The following is a 20,695-nucleotide window of genomic DNA, read 5'->3' as shown; positions in this document are numbered from 1 at the left end:
AATGAAGACCTCCAAACCGAACTTAGCCAAGATAATATTTTTTGATTTGATCTCCGTGGGCAAGGTCCCATTGATGCTTCTTATCTGTATCTTCGCGAGTGCGATGGGGGTCGTTCTCACGACACACATGTCACGTCAGGCAATCACGCAAAAAGACATGGCATTGAGTGAGCGTGAACAGCTTGATAATGAATGGCGAAATTTAATGCTTGAAGAGACGGCTCTGGCTGAACATAGCCGCGTTCAAGCATCGGCAAAACGAGAGCTAGACATGAAACGTCCAGACTCCGACAAAGAAGTTGTGATCATACTGAAATGACCGGAAAAAAGGAAAAAGCCCCCGCGAAAGCCGTTAAGAAACCAACGAAAGAGCGAGTGAAGAGCGAAAAGGACTCGGATCCAATTCTGATTAAATGGCGTTTCAACGTCGTTATTGCTTTTGTGTTGGTTGCCTTTTCTGTACTAGTAGGTCGTGTGGCTTACATCCAAGTCATTGAACCAGATAACTTAATTCGTCAGGGCGACCTTCGTTCTGTACGTGTTAAGGCTATTCCTTCTGCCCGCGGTATTATTTCAGACCGCAATGGCGAACCACTTGCCGTCAGTGTGCCTGTTGAGGCGGTATGGGCTGACCCGAAAACCATCTTCGATAAAAATGGCATGGCCCAAATTGATCGTTGGTATGCGCTAGCTGATGTACTTGGCTTAGATCGACAATCGATGATCAACAAGATCTCCAGCGACAAATCTCGTCGTTTTATCTACCTACAAAGACAAGTTAGCCCAGCAATGGCGAAATACATCCGCGACTTAAAGCTGGTGGGTATTGGTCTTAAAGCAGAATCACGTCGTTATTACCCAGCCGGTGAAGTCAGCGCGCATCTTATTGGTGTGACCGGAATTGATGGACACGGCCTAGAAGGTGTCGAGCGCAGCTACGATAAGTGGCTCACGGGTGAAGCAGGTAAACGTACAATCCGTAAAGACCGTTACGGGCGAGTAGTTGAAAACATTGCACTAGAAGAGCGTGAAGAAGGTAAACCACTCGAATTGACCATCGATCAGCGCTTACAAGCCATCGCTTATCGAGCGATTAAACAGGCGGTAGCCGATCACAAGGCGACGTCTGGATCTGCCATCTTATTAGACGTAAAAACGGGTGCGGTTTTGGCCATGGTTAACGCACCGTCTTACAACCCAAACAATCGTGCTGATTTACAAAGCTTTAAGATGCGTAACCGCGTGATCACCGATGCTTTTGAGCCAGGTTCGACGGTTAAGCCGTTTGTTGTTCTTGCCGCTCTCGAAAATGGTACCGCGGATGCTGATACTGTAATTGATACGGGTAACGGCATCATGCAAATCGGTGGTAGCCGTGTACGTGATACTTCCAAAGTTGGTAAGGCAGACTTGGCGTTAATCCTTAAGAAGTCGAGTAACATCGGTGTGGCGAAGTTAGCACTGGATATGCCACTTGAAGCGCTACTGGGCATGTACAGTTCTGTTGGTCTTGGCGAGATGTCTGGGCTGAATCTAGTCGGTGAGACCGCGGGTATTTTCCCGAACCGTCGACGCTGGTCTAAGTTTGAAATCGCTACCTTATCCTTTGGTTATGGTCTAGCGATTACTCCGCTGCAATTGGCTCATGCCTATGCGACGTTAGCGAATCACGGTGTTTACGAACCTATCCATATCGTTAAAAGCAACGACCAAGATTTCTCAAAACAGATCATCAAGCGCGAAAATGCTGAGTTGGTTTTGAACATGCTAGAAGGCGTAACCCAAAAGGGCGGTACAGCGACAAGAGCTGCCGTGCCGGGTTACCGAGTAGCAGCAAAAACAGGTACATCTAGAAAAGCGATTTCCGGTGGTTATGGAGACGAGTACTTCGCCTATACCGCAGGTGTTGCTCCAGTGAGTGACCCAAGAGTCTCTTTGGTTGTGATGATCAATGAACCTCAAGGTGACCTCTACTATGGTGGCTCGGTCGCAGCCCCTGTTTTTTCTGAAATCATGAAGGGCGCACTGCAAATTCTGAATGTCCCTGCTGATGAAAACAAGTTTCAAGAATAGAGCCAATCAGGATTCAATATGAGTAATAGCCTCACGCTGTCATCTTTACTTTCTCCTTGGGGTGACTTTAGTTCACCTGAGCTGGATGCGATTGCTGTTAAGCAGTTGGAGTTGGATAGCCGTGCGATCAAGGACGGTGATATCTTTGTTGCCATTGTTGGACATGCCGTTGATGGTCGTCGCTTTATCGACAAAGCGATCGCTCAAGGTGCGAAAGCCGTCATCGCACAGGCTGGTGATGACAAAACTCATGGCTTGGTTAACTGGTTAAATGCCGTTCCTGTTGTTTATGTAGCAGAGCTAAATTCAATTCTCTCTGAACTGGCAGGCCGAGTTTATTCTTCTCAAGCGACCAAACTGATTGGCGTTACAGGTACCAATGGCAAAACCACCATCACTCAATTGATTGCTCAATGGCTTGATCTCGTTGGTCAACGCTCTGCGGTAATGGGCACAACAGGTAATGGCTTCTTAGATAATCTAAAAACAGCAGCTAACACCACAGGCAGTGCGATTGAAATACAGCGCACGCTGAGTGAGTTGGCTGAAGAAAAAGCCGTTTATACCGCGATGGAAATCTCTTCTCATGGTTTGGTTCAAGGCCGCGTAAAAGCGTTGGATTTTGAGGTTGGTGTATTCACAAACCTGAGTCGTGACCACTTGGATTATCACGGCACGATGCAAGAGTACGCACTGGCTAAGAAAAGCCTGTTTACTCAACATAAATGCAAGCATGCAGTGATCAATGTGGATGATGAAGTCGGTAAAGCTTGGATGTCAGATTTGTCCAATGCGATAGCCGTTTCATTGCTTCCGCTGTCTGGTTATCAACAGTCAGTGTGGGCATCTGATGTCGCTTATGCAGAAACCGGTATTCAGATGTCTTTTGAAGGTAGCTGGGGGCAAGGTCAGCTTTCGGTTCCTTTAATTGGTCAGTTCAACGCATCAAATGTGTTGGTTGCTTTCGCGACTCTGCTTTCACTGGGCATCGACAAGCAAATCTTGGTCGACACCGCGCCTCAGCTTCAACCTGTGATTGGTCGCATGGAACTGTTCCAAGTACCAAACAAAGCAAAAGTCGTTGTCGATTACGCGCACACACCAGATGCTCTAGAAAAAGCATTGGCGGCACTGCGTGTACACTGTTCTGGAAAACTATGGGCAATCTTTGGCTGTGGTGGTGATCGAGATACCGGCAAGCGCCCAATGATGGCGGTAACGGCTGAGCAGTTCGCCGACAAAATTATTATTTCAGATGACAATCCTCGCAGCGAAGATCCTGCTTTGATTGTTAAAGACATGCTAGCTGGCTTAAGCGAACCTGAATCTGCATTCGTCGAGCACGATCGCTATCAAGCGGTTAAGTTTGCCCTAGAGCAGGCTAGCAGCAATGACATTATTCTTTTGGCTGGTAAAGGCCATGAGGATTACCAAGTATTGAAAGACGAAACGATCCATTACTCAGATCGCGAGTCTGCGCTCCAACTTTTAGGTATTTCATAATGATTGATGTATCACTCGAGCAGATCTGCTCAGCGGTGAGCGGTCAGCTAATTGAGGCTGGCAAGTCGAGCAATCGTGTTATTAATGCGGTTTCTACTGACACTCGCACTGTTGAAGAAGGTGCACTGTTTGTTGCTCTTGTTGGTGAACGTTTTGATGCGCATGACTTTTGTCATCAAGCGGTAGAGGCTAATGCGAGCGCGTTGTTAGTCGAACGAAAACTTGACCTAAATATTACTCAAGTTGTTGTTGAAGACACTAAACTTGCTTTAGGTCAGCTAAGTGCTTGGATTCATGAGCAATGTAATGTCCCAACCATGGCGATTACAGGCAGCTGCGGTAAGACGACCGTTAAAGAGATGGTCGCAAGTATTTTACAACAACGTGGCAAGGTGTTGTTTACAGCGGGTAACTTTAATAATGATATTGGTGTACCGCTAACTCTGCTACGCAGTGAGCCAAGCGATGACTATGCGGTGATCGAACTAGGCGCTAACCATATCGGTGAAATTGCTTACACCACTCAGCTTGTTAAACCACAGGTTGCTTTGGTGAACAATGTCGCAGCGGCACACTTAGAAGGTTTTGGTTCTATCGATGGTGTTAAGCAAGCGAAAGGTGAAATCTTTCAGGGGCTTGCTGCTGGTGATACTGCTATTGTTAATCTAGAGAGCAACGGTGGTGATTTCTGGAATGAAGTGCTTGCAGATAAAAGCGTGCTGACATTTTCAGAAAGCGATAATGCGGCGGATTACTTTGCTAAGAATATTCGCATTAATGAGCAAGGTGAAGCTTGCTTTGATATGCAGACACCACAAGGTGCAATGGCAGTTGAACTTGGCATTATTGGTCAGCACAACGTGGCAAATGCGTTGGCGGCTGCAGCGTTAAGCACTCAATTTGGTGCCACGCTTGAGGAAATAAAAAGCGGTTTAGCAAACCTTATCTCGGTGAAAGGTCGAGTTGAGGTTCAACAATTAAGTCAGAATATCAAGCTGATAGATGACAGTTATAACGCCAGCGTACCTGCAATGAAGGCAGCAGCAAAATTGCTGTCGAGCTTCAAAGGTCAACGTTGGTTGATTTTAGGCAATATGGCTGAATTAGGCGACGAAAGCCTTGCACTTCACCGTCAAGTCGGTGAATATGCTGCCCCATTCGCTTTTGAGCATGTACTCACTTACGGTGATGATACCAAGGTGATTAGTGAGGTCTGTAATGGGACTCACTTTGCAACGCATCAAGCGATGATCGCGCACATAGAGCAGCACTTAAGCTTGCCAGAAAACGTGTCACATACCTTGTTGGTAAAAGGCGCGAATAGTGCAGGAATGAGTAAAATAGCCGCTGCTTTAAAGGAGAACTTTTCATGATAATTTGGCTTGCAGAGCTACTACAGCCACACTTTTCTTTCTTCCGTTTGTTCGAATACCTATCGTTTCGTGCAATCGCGAGTATTTTGACAGCTTTATGTCTGTCGCTGTGGATGGGACCTCGTTTAATTGAGCGTCTGCAAATGCTACAAATTGGCCAAGTTGTTCGTAATGACGGTCCAGAATCTCACTTCAGCAAACGTGGTACGCCAACCATGGGTGGTGTGATGATCCTTGCTGCCATCATTATTACAGTATTGATGTGGGCTGATCTTTCAAACCCTTACGTTTGGGCTGTGTTGGTTGTTCTTGGTGGTTACGGTGCGGTTGGCTTTGTTGATGACTATCGTAAAGTCGTTCGTAAGAACACCGATGGCTTGATTGCGCGTTGGAAGTATTTCTGGCAATCAGCGATTGCATTGGTTGTGGCGTTTGCTCTGTATGCTCACGGACACGACACTGCTGCAACGCAATTGGTTGTTCCTTTCTTCAAAGATGTGATGCCACAACTTGGTTTACTGTACATTGTACTAACTTACTTTGTTATTGTGGGTACCAGTAACGCGGTAAACCTAACGGATGGCCTAGATGGCTTGGCGATCATGCCAACGGTTATGGTTGCGGCTGGCTTTGCTGTTATCGCTTGGGCGACAGGTAACGTTAACTTCGCGGCATACCTACACATTCCATACATCCCATATACCTCTGAATTAGTTGTGGTATGTACTGCTATCGTGGGTGCTGGCCTTGGTTTCCTATGGTTTAACACTTACCCAGCACAAGTATTCATGGGCGATGTTGGCTCTTTAGCATTAGGTGGTGCACTGGGTGTGATTGCTGTGTTGGTTCGCCAAGAGTTGGTACTGGTTATCATGGGTGGTGTGTTTGTAATGGAGACCTTGTCAGTAATCCTGCAGGTGGGTTCTTACAAATTGCGTGGTCAGCGTATTTTCCGCATGGCACCGATTCATCACCACTATGAACTTAAAGGTTGGCCTGAGCCGCGCGTAATCGTGCGCTTCTGGATCATCTCAATGGTATTAGTACTGGTTGGCCTAGCGACACTGAAAGTTCGTTAATCCTATGCGAGCCTCTGTCATAGAGGCTCTTTAAAACTATTAAGAGCATCTTGTTTAAATGGAACGTTGGCAAAATATTCAAAATGTAGTGGTTGTGGGGCTCGGTATTACCGGGCTCTCTGTCGTTAAACATCTCGTAAAATATCAGCCTCACACTCATGTGAAGGTCATTGATACACGAGAACTACCACCGGGCAGAGAGTCTTTGCCTGAATCGGTAGAACTGCATTCTGGAAGCTGGAATACCCAATGGTTAGCTGAGGCTGATTTAGTGGTAGCTAACCCAGGTATCGCCTTAGCGACCCCAGAAATTCAAGATGTGCTTCAAGCAGGAACACCTGTTGTCGGTGACATCGAGTTGTTTGGCTGGGCGGTGAATAAACCCGTCGTGGCGATTACTGGCTCAAATGGCAAGAGTACGGTGACTGACCTTACTGGTGTGCTTGCTAAAGCGGCAGGCCTTAACGTTGGTGTCGGTGGCAATATTGGTATTCCGGCTTTAGACCTTCTTGAGCTTGATGCAGATTTATATGTGCTCGAGCTATCAAGCTTCCAGTTAGAGACCACATCGAATCTGAACCTTGCAGCGGCAGCCTTTTTGAACCTGTCTGAAGATCACATGGATCGCTATCAAGGCATGGCTGACTACCGCGAAGCCAAGTTAAGAATCTTTAACAATGCGCAGTGTGCGATTGTAAATCGCGAAGATAAAGAGACTTACCCAGACCACACAATGCCATTGGTGACATTTGGACTCGATGACCAAGAGTTTGGTGTATCTATTATTGATGGTACAGAATGGTTAATCGATAACGGTAAACCAGTACTTGCCACTCAAGATTTAACATTGGTTGGACGTCATAATGTGGCGAATGCGTTAGTCTCATTAGCCTTATTGAAGCAAGTTGGCATCGATTACAGTAAAAGCCTTGACGCTTTGAAAGCCTACAACGGTTTGACGCACCGTTGCCAAGTGGTGGCTGACAAGCGCGAAATCAAATGGGTTAACGATTCAAAAGCAACCAACGTAGCGAGTACATTAGCGGCTCTGTCTGGTTTAGAATACCAAGGTACTTTGTATCTCTTGGTTGGCGGTGTTGGCAAAGGTGCTGACTTTAGCGAACTTAAACCTGTATTGGCGCAACTTGAGCGTGTTCAGTTGTGTTGCTTCGGTGAAGATGCTGCGCAATTTATGCCTCTGCATCCATCAGCACAAAAGTTCGAGACCATGCAGCAGATAATCGAATCTATCTCACCACAACTGGTGTCGGGTGATATGGTGATGCTGTCTCCTGCGTGCGCAAGCTTCGATCAATTTAATAATTTCATGGCGAGAGGTGATGCGTTCACTGACCTTGCTCATGAGTATGCCTAACGTGTTGAAGGACTAACATTCAGTGCAAAGAGTGAAAGAGATCAATCAATCTATTTGGCAATGGCTTAACCGTGCCACACCAGAGGCGCTCTACGATCGTCAGTTGGTATGGATTGCTCTTGGACTGATGTTGACGGGCTTGGTAATGGTAACGTCGGCTTCGTTCCCAATCAGTGCTCGTTTAACCGATCAGCCGTTTCACTTTATGTTCCGTCATGCCATCTTCCTTGTGTTGGCGTTAGGTGTGTCCAGCGTCATATTACAGATCCCGATGCAACGCTGGTTTCAGTACAGTATGTACCTACTGGGCTTGTCCTTCTTCTTGCTGATCGTGGTATTAGCGGTCGGTAAGTCGGTTAACGGTGCATCGCGTTGGATCCCTCTCGGCCTATTTAACCTGCAACCTGCCGAAGTCGCCAAGCTATCACTGTTTATCTTTATGGCGGGCTACTTGGTTCGAAAACAAGACGAAGTGAGGAAAACCTTCTTCGGTGGTTTCGGTAAACCTATCATGGTGTTTGGCGCCTTTGCTGTGTTGCTGCTCGGCCAACCCGATTTAGGTACCGTAGTCGTAATGCTGGTTACCCTGTTCGGCATGTTATTTATCGCCGGTGCCAAGCTTTCACAGTTTATTGCCTTGATGGTGGCGGGCATTGCCGCTGTTGTCGGCTTGATTGTCATAGAGCCTTACCGTGTTCGACGCGTGACCTCATTCTGGGAACCTTGGAATGACCCGTTCGGCAGTGGTTACCAGTTAACTCAATCATTGATGGCATTCGGCCGTGGTGATTGGATGGGGCAAGGACTGGGCAACTCTATTCAAAAACTCGAATACCTACCGGAAGCGCATACCGACTTTGTATTTGCTGTATTGGCCGAGGAACTCGGTTTCGTCGGTGTTACCTTGGTGTTGATGCTGATCTTTAGCTTGGTGTTTAAAGCCATTCTTATTGGTAAGAAAGCCTTCGATAATGATCAAGTGTTCAGTGGCTATTTGGCTTTCGGTATTGGTATTTGGTTTGCTTTTCAAACGCTTGTTAACGTAGGCGCTGCTTCAGGTATCGTTCCAACTAAAGGCCTAACCTTGCCGTTGATCAGTTATGGTGGTTCAAGTCTTATCGTGATGTCGGTGGCGGTTTCTATGCTGCTGCGTATCGATCACGAATGCCGGATACAACAAAAAGAACAAGCCGACAATCAAAACGAATTAGTAGAATAAGAATCTAACGTGATGAAACAAAACAAAAAACTTTTAGTGATGGCTGGTGGTACTGGCGGTCACGTTTTCCCAGGGTTGGCGGTAGCTAAAAAGCTTCAGCAGCAAGGTTGGGAAATTCGCTGGTTAGGAACCGCAGACAGAATGGAAGCGGATTTAGTGCCAAAGCATGGTATTGAAATCGACTTCATCAAAGTGAAAGGCCTTCGAGGTCAAGGTATTAGCAAGCTAATTAAAGCGCCGTTCCAGATTATCAATGCCATACTTCAAGCAAGACAGCACATCAAAGCATGGCAGCCAGATGTGGTGCTTGGTATGGGAGGCTACGTAAGTGGTCCCGGTGGTATCGCGGCATGGTTGTCTGGCATTCCAGTGGTACTGCATGAGCAAAACGCAGTGGCTGGTTTAACTAACCAATGGCTGTCTAAGATTGCTAAAAAGGTATTCCAAGCTTTCCCTGGTGCGTTTCCTACTGCGGAAGTTGTAGGTAACCCTGTACGTGAAGATGTGGTTGCCTTAGCTGAACCAGAGCAACGCATGGCTGAGCGTGACGGCGATATTCGCATCTTGGTGATGGGCGGTAGCCAGGGCGCTAAGATCCTAAATGATACCTTGCCAGTGACGATGGCGCAGCTTGGCGAAGGCTTCACTGTGATGCACCAAGCGGGCAAGAACAACCAACAACAAGTCATTGAGCAATACAAGTCACATTCTGTAGATAATGTTCAAGTGACTGAATTTATTGATGATGTGGCGCAAGCTTATGAGTGGGCAGATCTATTAGTGTGTCGCTCAGGAGCATTAACCGTATCTGAAGTCTCTGCGGCGGGTGTGGGGTCTATCTTCGTTCCGTTTATGCACAAAGACAGACAACAAGCGCTGAACGCCGATCACTTAGTTGAGTGTGGCGCAGCGTTAATGATTGAACAGCCTCAACTGACGGCTGATAAGCTAGCGAATACGATCGCCGAGCTTGATAGAAATGAATTAAAAATGATGGCAACAAAAGCTCGTCAAGCAGCCAAGCTTGATGCTGATGTGACCGTCGCTGAAGCGATTAAAGCTTTAGCAAAATAATGAGATTGAATTGATGACGATTGAACATACCCAAGACTTAGCGCAAATCCGTGCAATGGTGCCAGAGATGCGCCGTGTTAAATCTATCCACTTCATTGGTATTGGTGGTGCAGGCATGAGCGGGATCGCTGAAGTCCTGTTAAATGAAGGCTACCAAATCACAGGTTCTGATATTGCTCAAAACCCAGTGACTGATCGTTTAGTTAGCAAGGGCGCGACCGTTTACATTGGTCACCAAGCAAGTAACGTTGCCGATGCAAGTGTGGTGGTGGTATCAACCGCTATCAACGAAGAAAACCCAGAGATTATTGCCGCTCGTGAAGCGCGCACACCGATCGTTCGTCGTGCAGAAATGCTGGCTGAACTGATGCGCTTTCGTCATGGCATTGCTGTGGCAGGTACGCACGGTAAAACAACAACAACGGCTTTGGTTACACAGATTTATTCTGAAGCGGGCTTAGATCCAACCTTCGTCAACGGTGGTTTGGTGAAAAGTGCAGGCACAAACGCACGTTTAGGTTCAAGCCGTATCCTTATCGCTGAAGCCGATGAAAGTGATGCGTCATTCTTACATCTGCAACCAATGGTTAGTATTGTAACTAACATTGAAGCGGATCATATGGATACCTATGGCGGCGACTTCGAAACGCTAAAGCAGACGTTTATTGATTTCCTACACAATCTACCATTCTACGGTCAGGCTGTGATGTGTGTTGATGATCCTGTTGTGCGTGAGCTTATCCCTCAGGTGAGCCGCCAAGTGATTACTTATGGCTTCTCTGAAGACGCAGATATTCGTATTGAAAACTACGTACAAGAAGGTCAGCAAGGTAAGTTTACGGTTGTACGTGAAGGCAAAGCGAACCTAGATATCACGTTGAACATTCCAGGTCGCCACAACGCACTGAATGCATCGGCTGCGATTGCAGTTGCGACTGAAGACGACATCAGCGATGAAGCGATTCTAAAAGCGATGGCGGGAACCGAAGGTACTGGTCGCCGTTTCGATCACCTTGGTGAGTACGAAACGGGTAAAGGCGTGGCGATGTTGGTCGATGATTACGGTCATCACCCAACGGAAGTGGATGTGACGATTCAAGCTGCTCGCAGTGGCTGGGCTGACAAACGTCTCGTGATGATCTTCCAACCACACCGCTACAGCCGAACGCGTGATCTGTATGATGATTTTGCGAACGTTCTTGAACAAGTTGATGTCTTAATCTTATTAGATGTGTATTCAGCAGGTGAGAAACCGATTGCAGGGGCTGACGGGCGTTCACTAAGTCGAACTATTCGTGGGCGTGGTAAGATTGATCCAATCTTTGTTGCTGATATCAACACACTGCCATCGGTTCTAGCGAACGTAATTCAAGGCGGTGACCTTGTTTTAACACAGGGTGCAGGTGATGTTGGTCGTGTAGCTAAGCAACTTGAATCGCTACAATTAGACATTAATAAAATGCAGAACGCGTAACAGAATAGCGTCTACATACTGTGGTCGATCGCTCACTTCTTGCGATTGACCTAAAATTGACCAAAAATCTTATTATCAACGTTTGATAGTTTGATTTTGCTCAGTATAATTCATAGGTTAAAGTAAGTGCTTTTACCTCTATTACGAAGATAGGGAATAGAATTGCGAACCAACGACAGGGAATGCGGGCTTTGGTAGAAAGTACTTTTAGCGAAAACCGCCACCTATTCAGTTTACCGTCGCTCAAGAAACACGCCTTAGGCGGGTCTTTTTTTGTCATGGTATTGCTATTCATTGGGTTTCTTTTCTATACCACACTGACTTGGATGTGGGACGATCAGCGATTGCCTCTCTCCAAAATAGTACTTCAAGGCGACTTAACTTACGTAACCGCTGGTGATGTTCAACATGCCTTTGGCGAACTTGAACACATTGGAACGTTTATGTCGCAAGACATCGGCGTGTTGCAAGACAGTTTAGAAGCGTTACCTTGGGTATCTGTTGTCTCTATTCGTAAACAGTGGCCAGACACAATAAAAGTATTTTTGACTGAGTACCATGCGGCAGCAATCTGGAACGGCAACATGCTGCTGAATGATGATGGTCAGGTGTTCAATGGTGATATCGGCCTATTAAAGGGCGATAGAGTTAAGCTTTACGGCCCAGACGGCACCAGCCAAGAAGTGATAGAAAAATGGCGACAGATAACCCCTTTGATTAACAGTCTTGGGTTAACCGTTACCTCGCTCGTTCTCAATGAGCGTCGCGCTTGGCAAATAATCCTAGATAACGGTATCCGTTTAGAACTAGGTAAAGATTCTTTAGATGAGCGTGTTGAACGCTTCATTTCGCTTTACAACGAGTTAGGTAGTAAGGCGAATCAAGTGAGCTACATCGACCTCAGGTATGATACGGGAGCCGCTGTAGGCTGGTTTCCAGAGCAAGAGTTAGAAGAGAGCACAGATGACTAAGACCGCAGATGACAACATAATCGTTGGTCTTGATATAGGCACTGCGACCATATCAGCTCTGGTTGGTGAAATATTGCCTGATGGTCAAATCAATATCATTGGTTCTGGGCAAAGCCCATCCAGAGGTATGGATAAAGGTGGTGTAAACGACCTAGAGTCGGTAGTTAAGTCGGTTCAGCGAGCTATTGATCAAGCAGAGTTGATGGCGGAATGCCAAATCAGCAATGTGTTTATCTCGCTATCGGGCAAACATATCGCAAGCCGAATTGAAAAAGGCATGGGTACTATCTCTGATGAAGAGGTGTCTCAAGACGATATGGATCGAGCGATCCATACCGCGAAATCAATTAAAATAGGTGATGAGCAGAGAATTCTGCACGTGATTCCACAAGAATTTACCATTGATTATCAAGAAGGGATTAAGAACCCACTTGGCTTATCTGGTGTTCGAATGGAAGTCAGCGTTCACCTAATTTCTTGCCATAGCGACATGGCGAGAAACATTATTAAAGCTGTTGAACGATGTGGTCTCACAGTAGAACAGATCGTGTTTTCAGGACTTGCCTCAAGTAATGCGGTAATTACTGAAGACGAGAGAGAGCTTGGAGTATGTGTGGTGGATATCGGCGCGGGTACGATGGATATTTCCATTTGGACTGGCGGCGCACTGCGACACACAGAAGTCTTTTCCTACGCAGGAAATGCAGTAACCAGTGATATTGCCTTCGCTTTCGGCACGCCAGTGAGCGATGCTGAAGAGATAAAAGTAAACCATGGTTGCGCTCTGAGTGAACTCGTAAGCAAGGATGACTCTGTTAACGTCCCAAGTGTTGGTGGTCGCCCATCGAGAAGTTTGCAACGACAAACTTTGTCGGAAGTGATTGAACCACGTTACACTGAACTTATGGGTCTCGTTAACCAAACTATTGATACGGTTCAATTACAGCTACGAGATGAAGGTATTAAACACCACCTTGCAGCTGGCGTCGTTCTTACTGGTGGAGCGGCACAAATTGACGGATTGGTAGAGTGTGCGGAACGTGTTTTCCGCAATCAAGTTCGAGTTGGTAAGCCATTAGAAGTTAGTGGCTTAACTGACTATGTTAAAGAGCCGTATCATTCTACGGCGGTTGGTTTACTTCATTACGCAAGAGATTGTCAGATCAGTGATGAAGGTGATTACAGCGAACCTAAGCGTTCAGCACCTTCTATGTCTGGTTTATTTGGCAAATTGCGTAATTGGATACAAAAAGAGTTTTAACCTGAGTTGCAGGAAAAAACGGAGATAACACATGTTTGAACCGATGATGGAAATGTCTGACGATGCAGTAATTAAAGTCGTTGGAGTTGGTGGCGGTGGCGGTAACGCTGTTGAGCACATGGTACGTGAATCAATCGAAGGCGTAGAATTCATCAGTGTTAACACTGATGCTCAAGCACTTCGTAAAACAAGCGTGAGCAGCGTGATCCAAATTGGTGGTGATATCACTAAAGGTTTGGGCGCTGGTGCAAACCCACAAGTAGGCCGTGATGCAGCTCTCGAAGATCGAGAAAGAATTAAAGAAGTTCTAACTGGCGCCGATATGGTATTTATCGCAGCTGGTATGGGCGGTGGTACTGGTACAGGTGCTGCTCCAGTTATTGCTGAAGTTGCGAAAGAGTTGGGTGTGCTAACGGTTGCTGTTGTAACTAAGCCATTCAGCTTTGAAGGCAAAAAGCGTTTAGCGTTTGCTGAGCAAGGTATCGAAGAGCTTTCTAAGCATGTGGATTCTTTAATTACGATTCCAAATGAAAAGCTACTTAAAGTACTTGGCCGCGGCGTAACACTGCTAGAAGCTTTCGCAAGTGCAAATGATGTACTTAAAAACGCTGTACAAGGTATCGCTGAGCTAATTACTCGCCCTGGTATGATTAACGTCGATTTCGCGGATGTTCGCACCGTAATGTCTGAGATGGGTCATGCAATGATGGGTAGCGGTATCGCAAAAGGTGAAGACCGTGCTGAAGAAGCTGCTGAAACGGCAATTTCTAGCCCACTACTAGAAGACATCGACCTAGCTGGTGCTCGTGGCGTTCTTGTGAACATCACAGCAGGCCTAGATATGCGTCTAGATGAGTTCGAAACAGTAGGTAACACAGTTAAGGCATTCGCATCTGATAACGCAACAGTTGTGATTGGTACTTCTCTAGACCCTGATATGACGGATGAAATCCGTGTAACTGTTGTAGCAACAGGTATCGGCACAGAGAAAAAACCAGACATTACATTAGTTGCTGGTGGTAAAGCTAAGGTTGCACCAACTCCTCAACCACAGGTAGCGGCTCAAACTGCACCAAAAGTGGAAGAGAAAGTGGCACAACCATTGCAAGAAAAAACTGAGGTTAAACCTCAAGTTAAGCCGCAGCCAACAACGTCACCTGTTTCTTCAGGTACAGGCGCTAGCCAAAGTGCAGCACCTAAGGCTGAGAAAGAGAGTGGATACTTAGATATTCCAGCATTCTTACGACGTCAGGCTGATTAACAAATACCCAAAATTTGACTATCGTCGAATTAATGGTAAAATTCGCGGTCGGTAAATACTGACCGTGATTTGTAGCACTGATAACGAGGCAAGCAGATGATCAGACAACGTACTCTGAAAGAAATTGTGAAAACAACTGGTGTGGGTCTCCACTCTGGTCGTAAAGTCACACTTACTCTTCGCCCGGCAGCTGCAAATACAGGTATTGTTTATCGTCGTACAGATGTAAATCCACCTGTAGATTTCCCAGCTGATCCAGCGTCAGTTCGTGACACTATGCTATGTACAGCTCTTGTTAATGACGAAGGCGTACGTATCTCTACAGTGGAACACCTTAACGCAGCTTTAGCGGGTATGGGCATCGACAACATTATTGTTGAAGTAGATGCTCCTGAAATCCCAATTATGGATGGTAGCGCAAGCCCATTCGTATACTTGCTACAGCAAGCGGGTGTAGAAACACTGAATGCAGCGAAGCGTTTTATTCGTATCAAAAAGCCTATCCGTTTTGAAGATGGCGATAAGTGGGCAGAATTTGTTCCATTTAACGGCTTCCGTATGGACTTTGAGATCGACTTTAACCACCCAGCAATTGAATCTGATGAGCAACGTTTGTTGTTTGATTTCTCTTCACAAGGTTTTGTGAAAGAAATTTCTCGCGCTCGTACTTTCGGCTTCATGCGCGACATTGAGTATCTACAATCTCAAAACCTAGTACTTGGTGGTAGCTTTGATAATGCTATCGTACTGGACGAATACCGAATTCTTAATGAAGAAGGTCTACGTTTTGACAATGAGTTCGTAACTCATAAAGTACTAGATGCGATTGGTGACTTGTACATGTGTGGACACGCTATTATTGGTGAGTTCCGTGCATACAAATCAGGTCACGGCCTAAACAACCAACTACTACGTGCAGTACTTGCTGACGCAGAAGCTTGGGAATGGGCAACATTCGAAGAAGAAGTAGGCTCTCCTGTTGCATTTGCTGAGCCAGGAATGGTTCTAGCGTAATTGTTGTTTACAACAATATAAGATTTCGAAAACCAGGTCATTGACCTGGTTTTTTTGTATCTATTTTCCAGATACAGTGTCGTCAACATCCGAAAGTTGTCTCCCAATGAGCTGCAGTCTGGCTAATCCATCAGCAATTAGAAAGAAAAGTTCCAAGCACATCAAACAAATGGGGTTATAAATGGTCGTTGGTGTGAAAATTACTTACACTAAAGGGCATTAATTTTAACTCAAGCCTTGAAAACTCTACTCTCAAGTACAATATCAAAGATACTAGATTTATCTCAGTATCCTTGGTTAGTAACTGAAGACTAGTTCATAGCTAGTAGAGACACTGACGGCATTTAAAATAGATCGCGGACGATCTGAGAACGAAGAGATTCCAAGCACATGATTACTAAGCTGCTGACAAAGGTAATTGGCAGTCGCAATGACAGAACACTGCGCCGCCTTAGAAAAATTGTAAAAGAAATTAATAACTTCGAACCAACGTTTGAAGCACTTTCAGACGAAGAACTAAAAGCAAAAACGGTTGAGTTTCGTGAGCGCTTAGATAAAGGTGAATCGCTAGACCAACTTCTACCTGAAGCATTTGCTACGGTACGTGAAGCGTCTAAGCGTGTTTACGGCATGCGTCACTTTGACGTGCAAATGATTGGTGGCATGGTTCTAAATGCTGGCCAAATTGCAGAAATGCGTACTGGTGAAGGTAAGACTCTTACAGCAACCCTACCAGCTTATCTTAACGCCCTACCTAGCAAAGGTGTTCACGTAGTAACGGTGAACGACTACCTAGCGAAGCGTGATGCGGAAACAAACCGCCCATTATTTGAATTCCTTGGTATGACTGTTGGCGTGAACGTGCCAAACATGGCTCCACCAGAGAAGAAAGAAGCGTACCAAGCGGATATCCTATACGGAACAAACAACGAGTTTGGCTTCGATTACCTACGTGACAACATGGCTTTCCGTGCTGAAGATCGTGTTCAACGTGAGCGCTTCTTTGCAGTTGTCGATGAGGTTGACTCAATCTTAATCGATGAAGCTCGTACTCCACTTATTATCTCTGGCCCAGCTGAAGATAGTTCAGATCTTTACACGCGTATTAACACGTTGATCCCTAACCTTGAGCGCCAAGATAAAGAAGATTCTGAAGAGTACCGTGGTGAAGGTCACTACACCATGGACGAGAAATCGAAACAAGTTCACCTGACTGAAAACGGTCAAGAATTTGTAGAAGAGCTAATGGTCAAAAACGGCCTGATGGAAGAGGGTGATACGCTTTACTCTCCGACAAACATCAGCCTATTGCACCATGTTAATGCAGCGCTGCGTGCACACGTACTGTTTGAGAAAGACGTCGACTACATCGTTACTGAAGAAGGCGAAGTGGTTATCGTTGATGAACATACTGGTCGTACTATGCCAGGTCGTCGTTGGTCTGAAGGTTTACACCAAGCTGTTGAAGCTAAAGAAGGTGTGAAGATTCAGAATGAAAACCAGACGCTAGCATCGATTACATTCCAGAACTTCTTCCGTCTATACGAAAAGCTGTCAGGTATGACAGGTACAGCCGATACAGAAGCTTTCGAATTCCAGTCTATCTACGGCCTAGAAACAGTGGTTATCCCAACCAACAAGCCTATGGTTCGTAACGATATGCCAGATGTGGTTTATCGTACCGAAGAAGACAAGTTCAATGCGATCATTGAAGACATCAAAGACCGTGTAGCTGCTGGTCAGCCATCATTGGTTGGTACGGTTTCTATCGAGAAGTCTGAACTACTGTCTAACGCACTGAAAAAAGCAAAAATTAAGCACAGCGTTCTAAATGCTAAATTCCACGAAATGGAAGCAGAGATCGTTGCACAAGCTGGTATGCCGAGTGCGGTAACTATCGCAACTAACATGGCTGGTCGTGGTACCGATATCGTATTAGGTGGTAGCTGGCAGGCACAAGTTGAGAAGCTAGAGAATCCAACCAAAGAGCAGATCGAGAAGATCAAAGCTGACTGGAGAGTAATCCACGATAAAGTGCTTGAGTCAGGTGGTCTGCACATCATTGGTACTGAGCGTCATGAATCTCGCCGTATCGACAACCAGCTACGTGGTCGTTCTGGTCGTCAAGGTGATGCGGGTTCTTCTCGTTTCTACCTATCAATGGAAGATTCTCTGCTACGTATCTTCACATCGGATCGTATGGCTGGTCTTATCCAAAGTGGTATGGACGAAGGCGAAGCGATCGAATCTAAGATGCTTTCTCGCTCAATTGAAAAAGCACAACGTAAAGTTGAAGGTCGTAACTTCGATATTCGTAAGCAGCTTCTTGAGTACGATGATGTAGCCAATGACCAACGTAAAGTGGTTTATGAGCTTCGTGATGAACTGATGAGCTCTGACGATATCAGCGAGATGATCGAACACAACCGTGAAGATGTATTGGCATCAGTGATTGATGAATACATCGCACCTCAGTCTCTTGAAGATATGTGGGATATCGCGGGTCTGCAAGATCGTCTGAAGAATGACTTCGATCTAGACTTTGATATTCAAGGTTGGTTAGACGAAGACGACAAGCTTTATGAAGAAGCATTGCGTGAGCGTATTCTTGGTATGGCGGTTGATTCGTACAAACAGAAAGAAGAAGTGGTTGGTGCTCAAGTACTGCGTAACTTCGAGAAATCTGTGATGCTACAAACGCTAGACGGCCTTTGGAAAGAGCACTTGGCTGCGATGGATCACCTTCGTCAAGGTATCCACTTACGTGGTTATGCTCAGAAGAACCCGAAACAAGAGTACAAGCGCGAGTCGTTTGAACTGTTTGAAGGCCTACTAGATGTACTGAAAACAGACGTTGTTACCATCCTTTCTAAAGTGCGCGTTCAGCAACAAGAAGAAGTTGAAAAGATGGAAGCTCAACGTCAAGCTCAAGCTGAAGAAGCGGCGCGTCGTGCACAAGCGCAACATGCAACAGCTGAAAACCAGCTAGCTGACGATGAAGCTGAAGCGGCATCTCCACAAACGGTAGTGCGTGACGAGCGTAAAGTTGGCCGTAACGAGCCATGCCCATGTGGTAGCGGTAAGAAGTACAAGCAGTGTCACGGTAAAATCGCGTAAGTTTAATGAATCGTTGCTGTAGCGCATGATAGCTGCGTTGGTGGTACTCACTTACAGTCGTAAGCTCCGTGCCACCGCCTTGCTCTCATACACTACAACTTAGCTTCATAAAACTGACAAATAGAATATAAAGAGTCGCTTAGGCGGCTCTTTTTGTATGTAAATTTCATGGCTTACTTTGTTACGCAAGGAAGTTGTCATTCCCTATAGCGAGGAGTGAGCGTAGTAGGGAATCTTGTTTAGTTAGGCTCGCGTAGTTTTAGATCCCCAACTCAGTCGTTCCTCTTTCTTGAGGATGACGTATTTAGGGACTATGTGAGTTCAGCGTTTTATTAAGGAACACCATCAATGAAAAGAATCCATATCGTAGCGGGTATTATCTTCAATCAAGATAAGTCACAGGTCTTTATCACTAAACGTCCAGACGACAAACACAAAGGCGGTTTCTGGGAATTTCCTGGTGGCAAGGTTGAAGAGGGTGAAACCATTGAACAAGCAATGACTCGTGAGCTTGATGAAGAGGTCGGTATCAAGGTGACCGAGCAGTCTCTGTTTGAGCATCTTGAATTTGATTACACCGATAAGTCGCTTAAGTTCGACTTCATCCTTGTGACCGACTTTGAAGAGCAGCCTTATGGTAAAGAAGGTCAGCAAGGTGAATGGGTAAGCCTAGAATCATTGAATCAATACGCCTTCCCAGAGGCAAATGTGCCAATTTTAGAGCGAGTAATAAAAGAGTTTTCGTAATTGCTAGCCTGAGTTTGAGATTGTTGTTAGTTTAAAGAGATTAATCGATTGAACGTTGCTGCAAGAGATAAGTGGCAACGGTAACCAAAACAATGGAGATATTCGCAGTGGTAAGAATTGCAATTGCAGGAGCAGCGGGCCGCATGGGCCGCAACTTGGTGAAAGCCGCTCATCATAATTCAGAAGCAAGTGTTGGAGCTGGTTCAGAGCGTCCAGAGTCATCTTTGGTCGGCGTAGATGTCGGCGAGTTATGCGGTGAAGGTCGTTTTGATGTTGCTTTAGTCGATGATTTGTCTAAAGCCATCGAAGAGTTTGATGTGATTGTCGATTTTACTGCCCCTGTTAGCACATTAGCGAATATTGAACTTTGTAAACGTCACGGTAAAAAACTGATCATCGGTACAACGGGCTTCTCTGAAGAAGAGAAGCAGGTGATTGATGCTGCTTCAAAAGAGATGGCTATCGTAATGGCACCTAACTACAGCGTTGGTGTGAACCTGGTCTTTAAGCTGCTAGAGAAGGCCGCTAAAGTGATGGGCGATTACTGTGATGTCGAGATCGTTGAGGCTCATCACCGTCATAAAGTCGATGCACCGTCAGGTACTGCGATTGGTATGGGCGAAGCTATTGCGGGTGCTATGGGCAACGAGCTGAACGATGTAGCTGTATGGTCACGCGAGGGTATTACTGGCGAGCGCACTAAAGATGAGATTGGTTTCGCGACGATTCGTGCCGGTGACATTATTGGTGAACACACCGCTATGTTTGCTGATATCGGTGAACGAGTGGAAATTACCCATAAAGCCACTGATCGAATGACCTTTGCTAATGGCGCAATCAAGGCCGCGGTTTGGTTAAATGACAAACCAGCAGGCTTTTATACCATGACGGATGTGCTTGGTTTGAATGACCTATAAATAGATATTTATGCGCTGGCAATTGCCGGCGCTTTCTTTATTTGGTGCATTTTCCTTAGTAATCTCACTTCTCCGATCTTCCTTCTACTTTCTTCTTATCGCCTTTTTGACTCCATTTCTATGCTGTTTATGTGGTCTTTAGTGTGTTTTTTGTTTTAGATCTTTAAATTGTCATGTTTTCTCTTGGTATTTATCGATTGCGTTTTGTTGCTGATATTTTTATCACTCTATGGTTGG

General features: G+C 45.7%; 16 protein-coding genes. All 16 read left to right on the top strand.

Annotation, left to right across the window (positions count from 1 at the left end; all coding sequences use genetic code 11):
- The first annotated feature begins 1 nt into the window (after nt 1).
- The 16 genes from ftsL to dapB all read left to right on the top strand — a co-directional run bounded on the left by ftsL (nt 2) and on the right by dapB (nt 20,458).
- Entirely contained in the window at nt 2–319 is a 318-nt protein-coding gene (gene ftsL / locus AB4507_RS13515) for a cell division protein FtsL (RefSeq protein WP_102393653.1), read from the top strand.
- The gene (locus AB4507_RS13510) at nt 316–2,073 is read left to right on the top strand and encodes a peptidoglycan glycosyltransferase FtsI (protein ID WP_008223684.1); all 1,758 of its coding nucleotides are present in this window, start codon (nt 316–318) and stop codon (nt 2,071–2,073) included. The genes ftsL and AB4507_RS13510 overlap by 4 nt, the downstream gene beginning before the upstream one ends.
- An 18-nt stretch (nt 2,074–2,091) precedes the next feature.
- Complete coding sequence (gene murE / locus AB4507_RS13505; protein ID WP_372182831.1) at nt 2,092–3,576, top strand: UDP-N-acetylmuramoyl-L-alanyl-D-glutamate--2,6-diaminopimelate ligase; 1,485 nt, start codon at nt 2,092–2,094, stop codon at nt 3,574–3,576.
- The gene (gene murF / locus AB4507_RS13500) at nt 3,576–4,949 is read left to right on the top strand and encodes a UDP-N-acetylmuramoyl-tripeptide--D-alanyl-D-alanine ligase (protein ID WP_372182830.1); all 1,374 of its coding nucleotides are present in this window, start codon (nt 3,576–3,578) and stop codon (nt 4,947–4,949) included. The genes murE and murF overlap by 1 nt, the downstream gene beginning before the upstream one ends.
- The gene (gene mraY, locus AB4507_RS13495) at nt 4,946–6,028 is read left to right on the top strand and encodes a phospho-N-acetylmuramoyl-pentapeptide-transferase (RefSeq protein WP_048658030.1); all 1,083 of its coding nucleotides are present in this window, start codon (nt 4,946–4,948) and stop codon (nt 6,026–6,028) included. The genes murF and mraY overlap by 4 nt, the downstream gene beginning before the upstream one ends.
- A 58-nt stretch (nt 6,029–6,086) precedes the next feature.
- On the top strand, nt 6,087–7,403 hold the full coding sequence (gene murD / locus AB4507_RS13490) for a UDP-N-acetylmuramoyl-L-alanine--D-glutamate ligase (RefSeq protein WP_372182829.1): 1,317 nt from the start codon (nt 6,087–6,089) through the stop codon (nt 7,401–7,403).
- 22 nt (nt 7,404–7,425) lie between these two features.
- Nucleotides 7,426–8,622: a cell division protein FtsW gene (gene ftsW, locus AB4507_RS13485; protein WP_017629347.1), complete on the top strand. Its 1,197-nt coding sequence runs from the start codon at nt 7,426–7,428 to the stop codon at nt 8,620–8,622.
- 12 nt (nt 8,623–8,634) lie between these two features.
- Nucleotides 8,635–9,696 carry an undecaprenyldiphospho-muramoylpentapeptide beta-N-acetylglucosaminyltransferase gene (murG, locus tag AB4507_RS13480; protein WP_048662659.1) on the top strand — a complete coding sequence of 354 codons (1,062 nt, stop codon included), beginning with the start codon at nt 8,635–8,637 and terminating at the stop codon, nt 9,694–9,696.
- Nucleotides 9,697–9,709: 13 nt separating this feature from the next.
- Entirely contained in the window at nt 9,710–11,170 is a 1,461-nt protein-coding gene (gene murC, locus AB4507_RS13475; RefSeq protein WP_017629345.1) for a UDP-N-acetylmuramate--L-alanine ligase, read from the top strand.
- Between the two features lie 278 nt (nt 11,171–11,448).
- The gene (locus AB4507_RS13470; RefSeq protein ID WP_017629344.1) at nt 11,449–12,141 is read left to right on the top strand and encodes a cell division protein FtsQ/DivIB; all 693 of its coding nucleotides are present in this window, start codon (nt 11,449–11,451) and stop codon (nt 12,139–12,141) included.
- Nucleotides 12,134–13,402 (top strand): cell division protein FtsA, encoded by a 1,269-nt coding sequence (gene ftsA / locus AB4507_RS13465; RefSeq protein WP_010434747.1) that lies wholly within the window; start codon nt 12,134–12,136, stop codon nt 13,400–13,402. The genes AB4507_RS13470 and ftsA overlap by 8 nt, the downstream gene beginning before the upstream one ends.
- A gap of 31 nt (nt 13,403–13,433) precedes the next feature.
- A complete protein-coding gene (ftsZ, locus tag AB4507_RS13460) occupies nt 13,434–14,663 on the top strand; it encodes a cell division protein FtsZ (RefSeq protein ID WP_017059291.1) in 1,230 nt (409 codons plus the stop codon).
- A gap of 96 nt (nt 14,664–14,759) precedes the next feature.
- Complete coding sequence (lpxC, locus tag AB4507_RS13455) at nt 14,760–15,677, top strand: UDP-3-O-acyl-N-acetylglucosamine deacetylase (RefSeq protein WP_010434751.1); 918 nt, start codon at nt 14,760–14,762, stop codon at nt 15,675–15,677.
- Nucleotides 15,678–16,067: 390 nt separating this feature from the next.
- Complete coding sequence (gene secA, locus AB4507_RS13450) at nt 16,068–18,794, top strand: preprotein translocase subunit SecA (protein WP_017069544.1); 2,727 nt, start codon at nt 16,068–16,070, stop codon at nt 18,792–18,794.
- A 348-nt stretch (nt 18,795–19,142) separates the two neighbouring features.
- On the top strand, nt 19,143–19,541 hold the full coding sequence (mutT, locus tag AB4507_RS13445; protein ID WP_017062897.1) for an 8-oxo-dGTP diphosphatase MutT: 399 nt from the start codon (nt 19,143–19,145) through the stop codon (nt 19,539–19,541).
- A gap of 92 nt (nt 19,542–19,633) precedes the next feature.
- Entirely contained in the window at nt 19,634–20,458 is an 825-nt protein-coding gene (gene dapB, locus AB4507_RS13440; RefSeq protein WP_020628676.1) for a 4-hydroxy-tetrahydrodipicolinate reductase, read from the top strand.
- The last annotated feature ends 237 nt before the right edge of the window (nt 20,459–20,695 follow it).

Source organism: Vibrio sp. 10N.222.54.A3 (assembly GCF_041474095.1).
GTDB lineage: Bacteria > Pseudomonadota > Gammaproteobacteria > Enterobacterales > Vibrionaceae > Vibrio > Vibrio crassostreae_C.
This window is presented reverse-complemented; position numbering and strand designations above follow the sequence as displayed.

Bases quoted from the DNA above. Each gene is read 5' to 3' on its own strand.
- ftsZ (WP_017059291.1), top strand. From the start codon at position 13,434: ATGTTTGAACCGATGATGGAAATGTCTGACGATGCAGTAATTAAAGTC.
- mraY (WP_048658030.1), top strand. From the start codon at position 4,946: ATGATAATTTGGCTTGCAGAGCTACTACAGCCACACTTTTCTTTCTTC.
- lpxC (WP_010434751.1), top strand. From the start codon at position 14,760: ATGATCAGACAACGTACTCTGAAAGAAATTGTGAAAACAACTGGTGTG.
- secA (WP_017069544.1), top strand. From the start codon at position 16,068: ATGATTACTAAGCTGCTGACAAAGGTAATTGGCAGTCGCAATGACAGA.
- AB4507_RS13470 (WP_017629344.1), top strand. From the start codon at position 11,449: ATGGTATTGCTATTCATTGGGTTTCTTTTCTATACCACACTGACTTGG.
- mutT (WP_017062897.1), top strand. From the start codon at position 19,143: ATGAAAAGAATCCATATCGTAGCGGGTATTATCTTCAATCAAGATAAG.
- ftsL (WP_102393653.1), top strand. From the start codon at position 2: ATGAAGACCTCCAAACCGAACTTAGCCAAGATAATATTTTTTGATTTG.
- AB4507_RS13510 (WP_008223684.1), top strand. From the start codon at position 316: ATGACCGGAAAAAAGGAAAAAGCCCCCGCGAAAGCCGTTAAGAAACCA.
- murC (WP_017629345.1), top strand. From the start codon at position 9,710: ATGACGATTGAACATACCCAAGACTTAGCGCAAATCCGTGCAATGGTG.
- ftsA (WP_010434747.1), top strand. From the start codon at position 12,134: ATGACTAAGACCGCAGATGACAACATAATCGTTGGTCTTGATATAGGC.
- dapB (WP_020628676.1), top strand. From the start codon at position 19,634: ATGGAGATATTCGCAGTGGTAAGAATTGCAATTGCAGGAGCAGCGGGC.
- murF (WP_372182830.1), top strand. From the start codon at position 3,576: ATGATTGATGTATCACTCGAGCAGATCTGCTCAGCGGTGAGCGGTCAG.
- murG (WP_048662659.1), top strand. From the start codon at position 8,635: ATGAAACAAAACAAAAAACTTTTAGTGATGGCTGGTGGTACTGGCGGT.
- murD (WP_372182829.1), top strand. From the start codon at position 6,087: ATGGAACGTTGGCAAAATATTCAAAATGTAGTGGTTGTGGGGCTCGGT.
- murE (WP_372182831.1), top strand. From the start codon at position 2,092: ATGAGTAATAGCCTCACGCTGTCATCTTTACTTTCTCCTTGGGGTGAC.